Below are 14,039 nucleotides of genomic sequence, written 5' to 3' on the forward strand. Positions count from 1 at the left end.
ACCCTATTTGCAGCAAGGTGATTTCCAATGACGGAACAAGTATCCACAAGCAGGTGCGATTCACCGCTACTTCAGGCCTTCGTCGACAATCGACTGATTCTGGTCAAGATTGCCGCCCGCATCACCGGTTGCCGATCACGGGCCGAAGACGTGGTGCAGGATGCGTTCTTCCGGCTGCAATCGGCGCCGCAAATCACGTCGTCAATCAAGGCGCAGCTCAGTTATCTGTTTCAGATCGTGCGCAACCTGGCGATCGATCATTACCGCAAGCAGGCGCTGGAGCAGAAGTATTCAGGCCCGGAAGAGGAAGGTCTGAACGTGGTGGTTCAGGGCGCTTCGCCGGAAACCTCGCACATGAATTTCTCGACCCTGGAAAACATCGCCGATGCGCTGACGGAGCTGCCCAGCCGCACCCGTTACGCCTTCGAGATGTACCGCCTGCACGGCGTACCGCAAAAAGACATCGCCAAGGAACTCGGCGTCTCGCCAACCCTGGTGAACTTCATGATTCGTGACGCGCTGGTGCATTGCCGCAAGGTGTCGGGCAATCGTGCGGATACCTTTGCTCGTCGTTAAAAGCTTCGCGGGCAAGCCTCGCTCCTACGGTGTTGTGTCGATTACATTATTTGTGAACGACACAACACCGTAAGAGCGAGGCTTGCCCGCGAAGACTGACTCAAGACCGCAACAGACCTTGAGCCTTACGCATCAAGCCAACGAACACCGATCAAAAAACCGCTCACGCCCCAACACCATCAGCGCCGCGCGCTTGTGCGGGAAGTCGAACTCTTTTTCGCAGTGGAAACACTGATTGTGCAGATGCCCGATCATCTTCGCGTTGTCGGCGCGAGGCTCGGCCACCACTCGTTGCGTGCGTGGATCATCGAGAAACAGGTAATGCACCAGCGCCGATAGCCAGCTCGCCACCTTATGCGGGCCGCGGTGATGTTCTTCGCCGACCAGCATGTGAATGCCACGGTCGTAATCGCCGGCATCATAGAACGGCGCAATGCGATCCTCCTTGGCCCAGTAGGCTTCGAAATAGGCAAACGGCTGATCATCGAAGCAGCCGATCAGCGTCACGGTGTGCGGGTCGGCTTCGAGTTTGCTCAGGTATTCGCGATGCTTTTCGATGCTGCCCTCCTCCTGCCAGAAACTCGCCACCCGCGGGCTGTTCTGCCAGCGGTTGAAACGCGCCAGGTCATGCTCGATTTCTATCGTGCGCAGGGAAACCCACGCACCGAGCCGCGCATCGAAACGTCGATAGACCTCACCACGGGGCTTCACCGCACGTAATGGATGGCGCTTGCCGCTGCTGATGACCATTTGCTGCGGATAGCTGCCGGTGCGCGACTCACCCAACCAAGGTTGGGGCAATTGCCAGAACAGCGTGCGTTCGCAGCGATACTGGCCAGTGACTTCGGTCGCGATCAGCAATCCGCTGAGCAAGGCTTCGGTGGATACGTCATCGAGGTGCCAGGTCAGATGCTGACACGCCGCATCACGGGCAAACAGCCAATAGCAGGCCGCCCAGAATGCCTGACCGTCAGGACGAGCGAAGCGTTCCTCCAGCCACAGATGCAACTCCGGCCCACGGGTCAGCCGCAGCTCGATCAACGGTTGCCCTTGCAGGCTGAGGCTCAGGCGACTGGCGGTTTCATCGGCTACAAGACAGTTGCCTGACGGCAAGGCCAGGGTGGTCAGGTCATTCGGATTGGACATGGGTGGGGCTCACGGTAATCGTCGACAGTTCAACGAGGTGACGTGAGCCAGGGCAGGAAATTTAAGCGCCGTCGCCAAATACGCGACCTGAGCCACGACTCAGGGTTTGCCCACCGGCACCAGGGCAATTTTGTAGGGGTCGAAAATCTTCAACATCTGGCCGTTGTTTCGCAGGTCTTGCAGCAACTTGCCAAATGCTTCCCCGGTAATCGGCGCCTGCGGGCGAATCAGCGCGTAATGGTGATAGACCTGATCGATGCGTTGCGACACCAGCAACTGCTCGCCGACTTTCTCGTTACGCAGCAGATAATCGCTCAGGTAGGAGCGCGTCACCAAGGCAATGTCGGCACGCCCGCGCAGCACTATCAACAGATTGCTGTCATGGGAATAAGTCAGCGTGGCGTTGTAGGTGTCGGCCAGATACTTGGGATCGGCATTAAAATTGGCAAACTCGTAGTGGTAGCCGCTGTACAGCGCCAGGCGCTTGCCCGTCAGGTCTTTGAAGTAGCTCTCATCGCGATCGGGTTTCTTTTGCGCGACGAAGATTTCTGCATCTTCCAGGCCCATGTCGACGAGGGTATGCGGGATGTCCTTCCAGCCCCAATCCGGGTTCTCGAAAATCGCCATGTCCACCCGGCCTTGTTTGAAATCACCAAAACGCCGAGGAATGGAGGTGGGCACCAGCTCGAACCGATAGTCGGTTTGCACCTGATTCAGCGCTTCCACCAGTTGCGGCAACAGACCGGTATCGGCACCGGACTCCGGACGCACAGTGTAGGGTGGAAAATGCGCGGCACCGACCCGCACCAACTGTGCGGCCTGAGATGGCAACACGCAGCACACTGCAAGCGCCGCCAGCAAAAGCCGAGACGCGGTCCGAATTGGTGAAGACATCAAAACAGCCTACTCCCCGAAAAAAATACCCATCACTGCATTCAAGCTAGGCGGTTTCGCCAACTTAGCCAGTTTCTTGCCGAGATAGACAGCTCACTGCCGTTCTTCAAGTACCAGAATCAACGCCTCATCGGCCAATTGATCGAGGCTCATGCTGCCATCGGCACGAAACCAGGTGGTGGTCCAGGACAACGCGCCCGTCAGGAAACGGCGGGTGATGAACACATCGCCCCGGATAAAACCGGCCTCCTTGGCTTCGCCCAGCACTTGCAGCCAGATGTCTTCATAGATATCACGCAGCGCCAGAACCTGCGCCTGGCCTTCCGCTGATAGCGAACGCCACTCATACACCAGCACCGCCATGGCCTCGCCGCTGCCACCCATGATCGACTGCAATTCGCAGCGAATCAGCGCCAGAACCCGTTCGCGCACACTGCCGGCATCAGCCAGGGCCGCACGCATCAACGCGGTGTTGTAGCGAATAGTCTCCTCCATCACCGCCCGCAGGATCTCATCCTTGCTTTTGAAGTGATGAAAAATACTGCCCGACTGAATACCTACCGCACCGGCCAGATCACGCACGGTGGTACGTTCATAACCTTTATTACGAAACAGGTGAGCAGCCACTTGCAGCAATTTGCCGCGAGCACTGTCCGGGTCGGTCAATTGGCCGCTGTCGACCAATTCGCGCATCACCCTCAGGGCTTTTTGCTCGTCCACCCGTTCTCTCCTACAGTCGATCAATCAAGTGCGCCGCTGCCCGTTAATACAGCGGGATGCGCGGGCAATTTAAGCTGGCGGGGGCAACCAAGCAAGCGCTTGGGCAGAAGATATTTCAGTCGTTTACAAACCAAGCGCTTGCTTGGTAGTCTCCAAGCACTTCTGTCGGAGGTGGTTATGGAATTGGCTGCGCCCAAAACAATCCGCATCGGTTGCGCCAGCGCATTCTGGGGCGACACCTCGACCGCCGCCGCGCAACTGGTGGAAGGCGGGCGACTGGACTACCTGGTGTTCGATTATCTGGCCGAGATCACAATGTCGATCATGGCCGGGGCGCGGATGAAAGATCCGGGGGCCGGCTACGCCAGCGACTTCATCGAAGTGCTCAGCCCCCTCCTCAGCCAGCTCTCGGAACAGAAGATCCGCGTCATCAGCAATGCCGGCGGCATCAATCCACACGCTTGCGCCGCGGCCCTGCAAGCGGCTTGCGACAAGGCCCAGGTAACGCTGAAAATTGCCGTGTTGTCGGGTGATGATCTGCAACCGCGGTTCAAACACCTGAGCAACCTTGGCCTGCATGAAATGTTCAGTGGTGCGCCGCTGCCGCCGATGTGCGTATCGACCAACGCTTACCTCGGCGCACCGGGCATCGTCGAAGCCCTGCGCCTGGGGGCCGACATTGTGATTACCGGACGCGTGGTCGACAGCGCCGTAGTCAGCGCCGCGCTGGTGCACGAGTTCGGCTGGTCGTGGCACGACTATGACAAACTCGCCCAGGCTGCATTGGCCGGGCACCTGATTGAATGTGGCGCCCAGTGCACCGGCGGCAATTTCACCGATTGGCGCGACGTGCCCGACTACGAACACATCGGTTTTCCGATCGTTGAAGTCGGCGTCGACGGCCAGTTTATCGTCAGCAAACCCGATGGTTCCGGCGGTCTGGTCACGCCGCTGACGGTGGGCGAGCAGATGCTCTATGAAATCGGCGACCCACAAGCCTATTTGCTGCCCGACGTGGTATGCGATTTCAGTCAGGTCAAACTTGTACAGCAAGGCAAGAATGCGGTGCAGGTGCATGGCGCAAAAGGTTTGCCGCCGACCGATCAGTACAAGGTCAGCGCCACGTATCCGGACGGTTTCCGCTGCACCGCCAGTTGCCTGATCGCCGGGATCGATGCCGTGGCCAAGGCCCGACGGGTCAGCCAGGCGATCATCAACAAGACCTCGGAAATGTTCAGCCAGCGCGGCTGGGCGCCCTACAGCGAAGTGAACATCGAACTGCTGGGCAGCGAAGCCACGTATGGCCCCCACGGCCAGCGCCAGGACAGCCGCGAAGTGGTGATCAAACTCGCTGTGCGCCACCCAGCCAAACAGGCCTTGATTCTGTTTTCCCGGGAAATCGCCCAGGCCGCCACCGGCATGGCGCCGGGGTTGACCGGGATCGTCGGCGGGCGGCCGACGGTGTACCCGCTGATCCGGCTGTTTTCATTCCTGATCGACAAAACCGCCTGCACCCTGCAAATCGACCTCGCCGGTGAGCGCCACCCGTGCACCCTGCCCGCCCTGGATGCACTCGACCCGGCTGACTTGCCGCTACCGTTCGATCCGCCCCAACCCAGCGAGCGCGCCGATGCGAGCGTGGCCCTGATCAAACTCGCCGTGGCGCGTTCCGGCGACAAGGGCAATCACAGCAATATCGGCGTCATGGCCCGCCATCCCGACTACCTGCCATGGATCGCCGAAGCACTGACACCTGAGGTGATGGTCGACTGGATGAGCCATGTCCTCGACCCGATCCATGGGCGTGTCGAACGCTGGTATTTACCCGGCACTCAGAGCTTTAATTTTCTTCTCGAGAACGCCCTCGGTGGCGGTGGCGTGGCCAGCCTGCGGATCGATCCGCAAGGCAAGGCGTTCGCCCAACAACTGCTGGAGATCCAGATTCCGGTGCCGCAGCACATCGCCGATCAGGTCAACTAGAGGACCGTCGCCATGGCTTATGACTCGATTTACAAACCCGATCTGTTCGCCGGCCAGAACATCATCGTCACCGGTGGCGGCAGCGGTATCGGCCGTTGCACCGCCCATGAGCTCGCAGCCCTCGGCGCGCAGGTGCTGCTGGTGGGGCGTAATGCCGAGAAACTGAAAAAGGTCGCCGCTGAAATCACCGAAGATGGAGGGAAAGCCAGTTGGCAGGTCTGCGATATCCGCGATGAAGATGCCGTCACGCAATTGGTCAGCGAATTGATCCGCAAACACGGGCCGATTCATGGGCTGGTCAACAATGCCGGCGGGCAGTACCCCGCGCCGCTGGCATCGATCAATCAGAAAGGTTTCGAAACCATCCTGCGCACCAACCTGGTGGGTGGTTTTCTGATGGCCCGCGAGGTGTTCAATCAGTCCATGAGCAAGCACGGCGGCGCCATCGTCAACATGCTCGCCGACATGTGGGGCGGCATGCCCGGCATGGGGCACTCAGGCGCAGCCCGCTCGGGCATGGACAACTTGACCAAGACCGCCGCGTTTGAGTGGGGCTATGCCGGCGTGCGGGTCAACGCCGTCGCGCCGGGCTGGGTCGCCTCCAGCGGCATGGACACCTACGAAGGTGCGTTCCGGGCCGTCATCCCGACCCTGTGCGAACACGTGCCGCTCAAGCGCATCGGCACCGAATCGGAAATCAGCGCGGCGATTGTTTTCCTGCTCAGCCCGGCAGCCGCTTTTGTCAGCGGCAGCACGTTGCGCATCGACGGCGCCGCCAGCCTCGGCGGGCGGGCCTGGCCGATGCACAAGGCGCAGAACAGTCATTCGTACAACGGCTTTCATCGCGCCTATTTACCCGAAGTACTCAGACCCGACGCGTCCAAACCAGACGTCTCCAAACCAGATGAACCCAAGGACAAGGAATAACCATGCCGGTCATCCAGTCCCAGGTAGACCCGTTCAGCGAAGCGTTCGCTCGCAACCGGGCGGCCATGCTGGCCGGCATCGAGCAGGTCCGCCAGCTCGAACAGAACCTGCTGAGCAAAGCCGCCGAAGCCAAGCCCAGGTTCGACAAGCGCGGGCAACTGCTGCCAAGGGAGCGGCTCAACCTGCTGCTCGACCCCGGCGCGCCGTTCCTCGAACTGGCGAGCCTGGCCGGCTACAAGCTGCACGACGACAAGGACGGCAGCGCAGCCGGCGGCGGTTTGATTGCCGGGATCGGTTATGTGTCCGGCGCACGGGTATTGGTGGTGGCGAACAACAGCGCGATCAAGGGCGGAACCATTTCCCCCAGCGGTTTGAAAAAGTCCTTGCGCCTGCAACAGATCGCCATGGAAAACAAATTGCCGGTCATCACCCTCGCGGAAAGCGGAGGCGCCAACCTCAATTATGCGGCGCAGATTTTCGTCGAAGGCGCGCGCAGCTTCGCCAATCAGGCGCGGATGTCGGCCATGGGCTTGCCACAAATTACCGTGGTCCATGGCTCGGCCACGGCGGGCGGTGCTTATCAGCCGGGGTTGTCGGATTACGTGGTGGTGGTGCGCGGCAAGGCCAAGCTGTTTCTTGCCGGACCGCCGCTGCTCAAGGCCGCCACCGGTGAAATCGCTACCGATGAAGAACTGGGCGGCGCCCAGATGCACGCGCAAACCGCCGGCACCGCCGAATACCTGGCCGAGAACGATGCCGATGGCGTGCGCCAGGTGCGCGAGATCATGAGCCTGTTGCCGTGGAACGATCAGTTGCCATGGTTACCCGAACGTCAGTGGGAAGAACCGCTCTACCCCATCGACGAACTGCTGGGTCTGATCCCGGATGATCCGAAAAAACCCTACGACGTGCGCGAAATCATCGCCCGGATTGCCGACGCGTCGAACTTCCTCGAATTCAAGGGCGAGTTCGATCAGCAAACGATCTGCGGGCATTTGCAGATTCAGGGTCGAGCCTGTGGCTTCATCGGCAACAACGGCCCGATTACGCCCAAAGGTGCGAGCAAGGCCGCGCAGTTCATTCAGCTCTGTGACCAGAGCCAGACGCCCCTGCTGTTTTTCCACAACACCACCGGTTTCATGGTCGGCACCGAGTCGGAACAACAAGGTGTGATCAAGCACGGCGCGAAAATGATTCAAGCGGTGGCCAATGCCCGGGTGCCTAAACTGACGATCGTCGTCGGCGGTTCCTACGGCGCTGGCAACTACGCAATGTGCGGTCGCGGCCTCGATCCGCGCTTCATCTTTGCCTGGCCCAACAGCCGCACCGCGGTGATGGGCGGCGCTCAGGCCGGCAAAGTGATGCGGATCGTCACCGAAGCCAAACAGCTCAAGGACGGGTTGGTGCCCGACCCGAAAATGCTCGACATGCTCGAACAAGTCACTGCACAGAAGCTCGACAGCCAGGCCACCGCGTTGTATGGCAGCGCCAATCTGTGGGACGACGGGCTGATCGATCCGCGGGATACCCGCACGTTGCTCGGGTATTTGCTGGATATCTGCCATGAAGCCGAGGTTCGTTCGCTGCAACCTAACAGTTTTGGCGTCGCGAGGTTTTGATTGATCGTTCCTGCGCTCTGCGTGGGAATGCAGCCCGGGGCGTTCCGCGTCCCGATGGCGGACGCAGAGCGTCCATAGAGGCGTTCCTTTGCTGCACAGGGAACGATCGGGTTCGTCAGGAGAACAATAAAAAATGATCTTCAACCAGGAACACGAAGCACTGCGCCGCACCGTCCGCCAATTCGTCGATCACGAGATAAATCCTCACGTCGATGAATGGGAAAAGGCCGGGCGCTTTCCGATTCATGAGATCTTTCGCAAGGCGGGCGACCTCGGTCTGCTGGGGATTTCCAAACCGGAAAAGTTCGGCGGTATGGGGCTCGATTACAGCTATTCGATTGTGGCCGCCGAAGAATTCGGCACCATTCATTGCGGCGGCATTCCGATGTCCATCGGCGTGCAGACCGACATGTGCACCCCGGCCCTGGCGCGATTCGGCTCCGATGAACTGCGCGAAGAATTCCTCCGCCCCGCAATCACCGGCGAGCAGGTCGGCTGTATCGGTGTGTCCGAAGTCGGTGCCGGCTCCGACGTATCAGGGTTGAAAACCAGCGCCCGCAAGGACGGCGACGACTACGTGATCAACGGCAGCAAGATGTGGATCACCAACTCGCCGAGCGCCGACTTCATCTGCCTGCTGGCCAACACCTCGGACGATAAACCCCACATCAACAAGTCGCTGATCATGGTGCCGATGAACAGCCCCGGCATCAGTCTCAGCCCGCACCTGGACAAACTCGGCATGCGCAGCTCGGAAACTGCCCAAGTATTTTTCGACAACGTGCGCGTGCCGCAACGCAACCGCATCGGCCATGAAGGCGCGGGGTTCATGATGCAAATGCTGCAGTTCCAGGAAGAACGATTGTTTGGCGCGGCGAACATGATCAAAGGCCTGGAGTATTGCGTCGACAGCACCATCGAGTACTGCAAGGCACGCAAGACCTTCGGCAATGCGCTGATCGACAATCAGGTCATTCATTTCCGTCTGGCCGAGCTGCAAACCGAAATCGAATGCCTGCGGGCGCTGGTCTATCAAGCCACCGAGCAATACATCAAAGGCCAGGACGTCACCCGCCTGGCGTCCATGGCCAAACTCAAGGCCGGGCGACTGGGGCGGGAAGTCAGTGACAGTTGCCTGCAATATTGGGGCGGCATGGGTTTCATGTGGGACAACCCGGTGGCGCGGGCTTACCGCGATGTGCGGCTGGTATCGATCGGCGGCGGTGCCGACGAAATCATGCTGGGGATCATCTGCAAACTCATGGGCATCCTGCCGGGGAAAAACAAATGAACACCCTTCCCGTTTGCCAGACCCTGTTGCTCGAGCGGCATAACGGCATCCTGCACATCACCCTCAATCGCCCCGACAGTCGCAATGCCATGAGCCTGCAAATGGTCGCCGAGCTACGCGCGGTGCTGGCGGCGGTGCGCGATGACCGGCAGGTTCGCGCGTTGGTGATCGGCGGTGCCGGCGGGCATTTTTGTGCCGGTGCCGATATCAAGGACATGACCAACGCCCGGGCTCAGGGTCAGACGGCCTACCGTGATTTGAACCGTGCGTTCGGCGCCTTGCTGGAAGAAACCCAGCACGCGCCGCAAGTGGTCATCACCGTGTTGCAAGGCGCGGTGCTTGGTGGTGGTTTCGGTCTGGCCTGCGTCAGCGATATCGCGATGGCCGATCATCAGGCGCAATTCGGCCTGCCGGAAACCAGCCTCGGCCTGTTGCCAGCGCAGATCGCACCGTTCGTGGTGCAGCGCATCGGCCTGACCCAGGCCCGCCGACTGGCCCTGACCGCCGCACGGTTCGATGGCACCCAGGCACGGCGCATGGGACTTGTGCATTTTGTCGAGCATGACCCGCAAGCCTTGGCCGAACGCCTCGATGAAGTGCTGGCTCATGTGATGTGCTGCGCCCCGGGGGCGAATGCAGCGACCAAAAAACTCTTGCTGGCGAGTGCCGGACAACCCTCGGAGGGCCTGCTGGATCAGGCGGCCGAGTGGTTCAGCGAAGCGGTGACCGGGGATGAAGGGGTCGAGGGGACGATGGCTTTTGTGCAAAAGCGAAAACCGGGTTGGGCAATTTAAGAGCTTCGCGGGCAAGCCTCGCTCCTGGTATCACGCAGTCCGTAGGAGCGAGGCTTGCCCGCGAAGAGGCCCTCACCTTCACCGCAAAAACCAAGGGAACAACCCATGCCCGCCTTCAGCAAAATCCTGATCGCCAACCGCGGTGAAATCGCCTGCCGCATCCAGCGCACCGCGCAAGCGCTGGGCTACCGCACCGTCGCCGTGTTCAGCGATGTCGACGCCGATGCCTTGCATGTGCAGATGGCCGATGAAGCCGTGAACATCGGCCCGGCCACGGTACAACAGTCTTACCTGAACATCCCGGCAATCCTCGACGCCGCCCGGCGTACCGGTGCCGATGCGATTCACCCCGGTTACGGCTTCCTTTCGGAAAACGCAGCATTCGCCCGCGCCTGCCAACAGGCCGGCATCATCTTCATCGGCCCCAGCCCCGAAGCCATCGAACTGATGGGCAGCAAACGCCTGTCGAAACTCGCCATGATCCAGGCGGGTGTGCCCTGCATCGAAGGCTATCAGGGCAGCGAACAGGACGACGCGACCCTCGGCCGTGAAGCCGAACGCATCGGCTATCCGCTGATGATCAAGGCCAGTGCCGGCGGCGGCGGTCGTGGCATGCGCCTGGTGCACAACGCTGGAGAATTGCTGGAGCAACTCCGTACCGCGCGTTCCGAAGCGCAGCATGGGTTTGGCAGCGACGAACTGATCCTCGAACAAGCCTTGATCGACCCGCGCCACGTCGAAGTACAGCTGTTCGGCGATCAACACGGCAACCTGATCTACCTCGGTGAGCGCGATTGTTCGATCCAGCGCCGTCACCAGAAAATCATCGAGGAAGCGCCCTGCCCGGTCATGACTGCCGAGTTGCGCCAGGCCATGGGCGAAGCGGCACTCAAGGCGGGGCGCGCGGTGAATTACGTCGGCGCCGGCACTGTGGAGTTTCTGCTGGATGCTCGCGGGCAGTTCTACTTTCTGGAGATGAACACCCGGCTGCAAGTGGAACATCCGGTGACAGAGCTGATCACCGGCCTCGATCTGGTGGCCTGGCAGTTTCACGTGGCCGAAGGACTGCCACTGCCGTTGCAACAAGAGCAGGTGCAGCTCAATGGCCATGCCATGGAAGTGCGCCTGTATGCCGAAGACCCGGCCCAGGGATTTCTGCCGCAAACCGGGCGAATCGTGGCCTGGGAACCTGCGTTGCCGGGCGGTGTGCGGATCGACCATGGCCTGATCGAAAATCAGTCTGTCAGTGCGTTTTATGACCCGATGCTGGGCAAGCTCATCGCCCACGGCGCCACCCGCGAAGAAGCCCGGCGCAAGTTGTTGCGGTCAGTGCAGGACAGCGTGCTGCTGGGCGTGCAAAGCAATCAGCGCTTGCTCGCAAGCCTGCTGCAACATCCGCACTTCATCAGCGGCGAGTTCAGCACCGGGTTCATCCCTATGTACTTCGCCGATCATCCTTGCCTGCATCCCCAGGTGCCGAGCGCCGAACAACTGGCCATCGCCGCAGCGCTGTTTTACCAGGCTTCAGCGCAGGCTCACCGCGCCCCGCTGGCCGGTTGGCGCAACAACGCCAGCGTGCCTTTGCACTACCGAATCGGCCGGCAGGACCAGGACTGGCCGGTGGAATTGAACGCTGAACCTGGTAAACCCTATCGTGTTCAGATCGGCGCTCGCGCCCTCGAACTGAGGGTCATCGGAGGCGACGAACACTGGGCCACCCTGGAGATCGACGGTATTCGCCAACGCCATGCCTACCGCCTCGAGGCCGGGCAACTGTGGTTGTTCACGCGCCCCGGCAGCCTGCGGCTGATGGATCGGACCCAGGCGCTGGTCAGCAGCCAGGCCAGTGTCAGTTCCGGCACGCTCAAGGCGCCGATGGACGGGGCGATCGTCGATGTACTGGTCAGTGAGGGCAGCCGGGTCAGCAAAGGTCAGCTATTGGTGGTACTCGAAGCAATGAAAATGGAGCATCCGCTCAAATCCGGGATCGATGGAGTACTTAAACGCTTGCAGGTCAGGGTTGGGGATCAGGTGAAAAATCGTCAGATTTTGTTAGAGGTCGAATAAGCCGCTAGGCGGATCCGCCGGGTTTGGCTACGCTCAAGCCCTATCAGGACGCGGATACCAGGAACCCTGCGATGCCTCACTGGTTGGTCATTGATCTGGAAGCCACCACCGATGAGGGCGGCTGGCCAGTAACAGAAATGGAAATCATCGAAATCGGTGCCACCCTCGTGGACCGCAAAGGCCAGGAACTGGATCACTTCCAGTGCTTCGTGCGCCCATTGCGCCGGCCCTTGCTGACGCCGTTTTGCCGGGAGCTGACCCACATCACCCAAGCCAATATCGACGCCGCACAGCCGCTCACCGCCGTATGGCCGTTGTTCGAACGCTGGCTTGGCCAACATCATGCGCGTCTGGAAGGCTGGGCCAGTTGGGGCGATTACGACCGCAAACAACTGCTTCAGGACTGGCAGCGCCTGCAGCTCGACAGCGCCTTGAGCCGGGTCCCGCACATGAACCTCAAGCAACGCTTCGCCAAAGCTCGTCGGCTCGAGCGCCCGCTGGGGCTCAATGGAGCCCTGCAACTGGCGGGCCTGCAGTTCAACGGTCAGCAGCATCGGGCGCTGGAAGATGCGCGCAATACGGCGCGTTTGTTACCGTTGGTTTTCCCCGCTAATCCTTGAGTGCAGGAGGTGACGCCTATCGACACCTTGTGCATACTGGCCGGCCCTTTTTAGCCCTTTTCGAGGAACCGCCCATGTTTAAAGTCAACGAGTACTTCGACGGCACCGTCAAGTCGATCGCCTTTGGCACCGCTGAAGGTCCAGCGACCATCGGCGTCATGGCACCGGGCGAATACGAATTCGGCACCAGCCAGCGTGAAATCATGCACGTGGTGTCCGGCGCCCTGACCGTCAAACTGCCTGACAGCGATGCTTGGGAAACCTTCGCCGCCGGCAGCCAGTTCAACGTACCCGCCAACAGCAAGTTCCAGCTGAAAGTGGCCGTCGACACCGCTTACCTGTGCGAATACCGCGGCTAACCCACGGGTTTTCACAGCGACAAAAAAATGCCCGTGTCCTTGGACGCGGGCATTTTTATTTGAAGGGTTTTTATTCGAGGATCGTCACCGGCATGCCGACTTCCAGCCAGCCATTGCCGTCGTTGACCAGGTTCTGTCCGAACATTGCACCGTCGGCTTCGGTGCGGTATTTCTGCAAGGTTGCCAACGGTTCACGATCATCGCTGCGTTCGCCGGTCTGCGGGTCGATGGTGGTCAGAATGCAGCGTGAGCAGGACTTGACCACGCGAAACTCGACATCGCCAATGCGGATGCGTTTCCAGCCATCTTCGGCATACGCCTCGCTGCCCTCGATGACCAGATTGGGGCGGAAACGCAACATCTCCAGCGGCCGCCCGACCTTGCTCGACAAGTCCTCCAGTGATGCCTGACCAATCAGCAACAACGGAAAGCCGTCGGCAAACGCCACCTGATCATCGTCCTTGCCATAGCCGGCCTGGGTGGTCCGCGCGCGATCGAGCGGCACTTGCACCAGGCGCGTCGGCTTGCCGATGAACTCACTGACCCAGGCACCCGCCGCATCGCCGGCATCGGGAACGCGCAAGGTGTCGCGCCAGATGGTCACCCCACGCAGATCGGCATTGCCGTCAGGCAACGCAATATCGATCGGTGAATGACCCGGGGCACTGAGGGTCAAGCCGCCGTCGGCATTCCACAACGCCGACAGCTGACTCATTTTCGCGACCGCGCGCTGGGTCAGGAAGCGCCCGCTGGCTTCGTCCACCAGCATCCAGCGTCGATCGCCGTCCAGTCCCAGCTTGTCCAGGCGGACCTGATCGAGGGGCTCGCCCTTGCCGGATTTCAATGGAAAACGATAAAGCGCGCTCAGACGCATGGCCAGCTCCCTTGGAGGTAAAAACGCCACCCTATACGAGCTTGATTGCCGAATCAAAGGCCCCGTGGCGAGGGGGCTTGTCCTGATGCCGGTAAATTAAGCTGTAATGCGATCTGTAGCAGCTGGCGAAGCCTGCGTTCGGCTGCGAAGCAGTCGTGATTCCACCTAACGC

At 60.5% G+C, this 14,039-nt stretch carries 13 protein-coding genes and 1 pseudogene; 10 read left to right on the forward strand and 4 right to left on the reverse strand.

All coding sequences use genetic code 11. The annotated features are described in order from the left end of the window. The first annotated feature begins 27 nt into the window (after nucleotides 1–27). Nucleotides 28–576: an RNA polymerase factor sigma-70 gene (locus BZL43_RS24390; protein ID WP_095634651.1), complete on the forward strand. Its 549-nt coding sequence runs from the start codon at nucleotides 28–30 to the stop codon at nucleotides 574–576. A gap of 132 nt (nucleotides 577–708) precedes the next feature. Here BZL43_RS24390 and BZL43_RS24395 read toward each other — a convergent pair whose 3' ends face one another. The 3 genes from BZL43_RS24395 to BZL43_RS24405 all read right to left on the reverse strand — a co-directional run bounded on the left by BZL43_RS24395 (nucleotide 709) and on the right by BZL43_RS24405 (nucleotide 3,336). Further along, a complete protein-coding gene (locus tag BZL43_RS24395) occupies nucleotides 709–1,722 on the reverse strand; it encodes a GNAT family N-acetyltransferase (RefSeq protein WP_095634652.1) in 1,014 nt (337 codons plus the stop codon). A gap of 99 nt (nucleotides 1,723–1,821) precedes the next feature. Then, nucleotides 1,822–2,616: an ABC transporter substrate-binding protein gene (locus BZL43_RS24400; protein ID WP_095634653.1), complete on the reverse strand. Its 795-nt coding sequence runs from the start codon at nucleotides 2,614–2,616 to the stop codon at nucleotides 1,822–1,824. Nucleotides 2,617–2,709: 93 nt separating this feature from the next. Next, a complete protein-coding gene (locus tag BZL43_RS24405; protein WP_095634654.1) occupies nucleotides 2,710–3,336 on the reverse strand; it encodes a TetR/AcrR family transcriptional regulator in 627 nt (208 codons plus the stop codon). Nucleotides 3,337–3,513: 177 nt separating this feature from the next. Between BZL43_RS24405 and BZL43_RS24410 the strand changes: the two genes are divergently transcribed. From BZL43_RS24410 to BZL43_RS24445, 9 genes and pseudogenes are all read left to right on the forward strand, one after another. Further along, nucleotides 3,514–5,316, forward strand: a complete 1,803-nt coding sequence (locus BZL43_RS24410; protein ID WP_095634655.1) for an acyclic terpene utilization AtuA family protein — start codon at nucleotides 3,514–3,516, stop codon at nucleotides 5,314–5,316. Between the two features lie 12 nt (nucleotides 5,317–5,328). Then, nucleotides 5,329–6,243, forward strand: coding sequence for an SDR family oxidoreductase (locus tag BZL43_RS24415; protein WP_095634656.1), 915 nt, complete (start codon nucleotides 5,329–5,331; stop codon nucleotides 6,241–6,243). A 2-nt stretch (nucleotides 6,244–6,245) separates the two neighbouring features. Then, nucleotides 6,246–7,862 carry a geranyl-CoA carboxylase subunit beta gene (atuC, locus tag BZL43_RS24420; RefSeq protein WP_095634657.1) on the forward strand — a complete coding sequence of 539 codons (1,617 nt, stop codon included), beginning with the start codon at nucleotides 6,246–6,248 and terminating at the stop codon, nucleotides 7,860–7,862. 133 nt (nucleotides 7,863–7,995) lie between these two features. After that, nucleotides 7,996–9,153, forward strand: coding sequence for a citronellyl-CoA dehydrogenase (gene atuD / locus BZL43_RS24425; RefSeq protein ID WP_095634658.1), 1,158 nt, complete (start codon nucleotides 7,996–7,998; stop codon nucleotides 9,151–9,153). Next, complete coding sequence (locus tag BZL43_RS24430) at nucleotides 9,150–9,947, forward strand: enoyl-CoA hydratase/isomerase family protein (RefSeq protein WP_095634659.1); 798 nt, start codon at nucleotides 9,150–9,152, stop codon at nucleotides 9,945–9,947. Before atuD ends, BZL43_RS24430 begins: the two co-directional genes overlap by 4 nt. Nucleotides 9,948–10,052: 105 nt before the next feature. Further along, nucleotides 10,053–11,520: pseudogene (locus tag BZL43_RS24435) on the forward strand (acetyl/propionyl/methylcrotonyl-CoA carboxylase subunit alpha); the annotation flags it as partial. Between the two features lie 236 nt (nucleotides 11,521–11,756). Continuing rightward, entirely contained in the window at nucleotides 11,757–12,014 is a 258-nt protein-coding gene (locus BZL43_RS28895) for an acetyl-CoA carboxylase biotin carboxyl carrier protein subunit (RefSeq protein ID WP_371916228.1), read from the forward strand. 71 nt (nucleotides 12,015–12,085) lie between these two features. After that, nucleotides 12,086–12,634 carry an exonuclease domain-containing protein gene (locus tag BZL43_RS24440; protein ID WP_095634661.1) on the forward strand — a complete coding sequence of 183 codons (549 nt, stop codon included), beginning with the start codon at nucleotides 12,086–12,088 and terminating at the stop codon, nucleotides 12,632–12,634. 74 nt (nucleotides 12,635–12,708) lie between these two features. Next, nucleotides 12,709–12,993 carry a pyrimidine/purine nucleoside phosphorylase gene (locus BZL43_RS24445; RefSeq protein WP_008009347.1) on the forward strand — a complete coding sequence of 95 codons (285 nt, stop codon included), beginning with the start codon at nucleotides 12,709–12,711 and terminating at the stop codon, nucleotides 12,991–12,993. A 70-nt stretch (nucleotides 12,994–13,063) separates the two neighbouring features. Here BZL43_RS24445 and BZL43_RS24450 read toward each other — a convergent pair whose 3' ends face one another. Further along, nucleotides 13,064–13,867, reverse strand: a complete 804-nt coding sequence (locus BZL43_RS24450; protein ID WP_095634662.1) for an MOSC domain-containing protein — start codon at nucleotides 13,865–13,867, stop codon at nucleotides 13,064–13,066. Between the last annotated feature and the right edge of the window lie 172 nt (nucleotides 13,868–14,039).

It is taken from the genome of Pseudomonas sp. PICF141 (assembly GCF_002286815.1).
Classification (GTDB): domain Bacteria; phylum Pseudomonadota; class Gammaproteobacteria; order Pseudomonadales; family Pseudomonadaceae; genus Aquipseudomonas.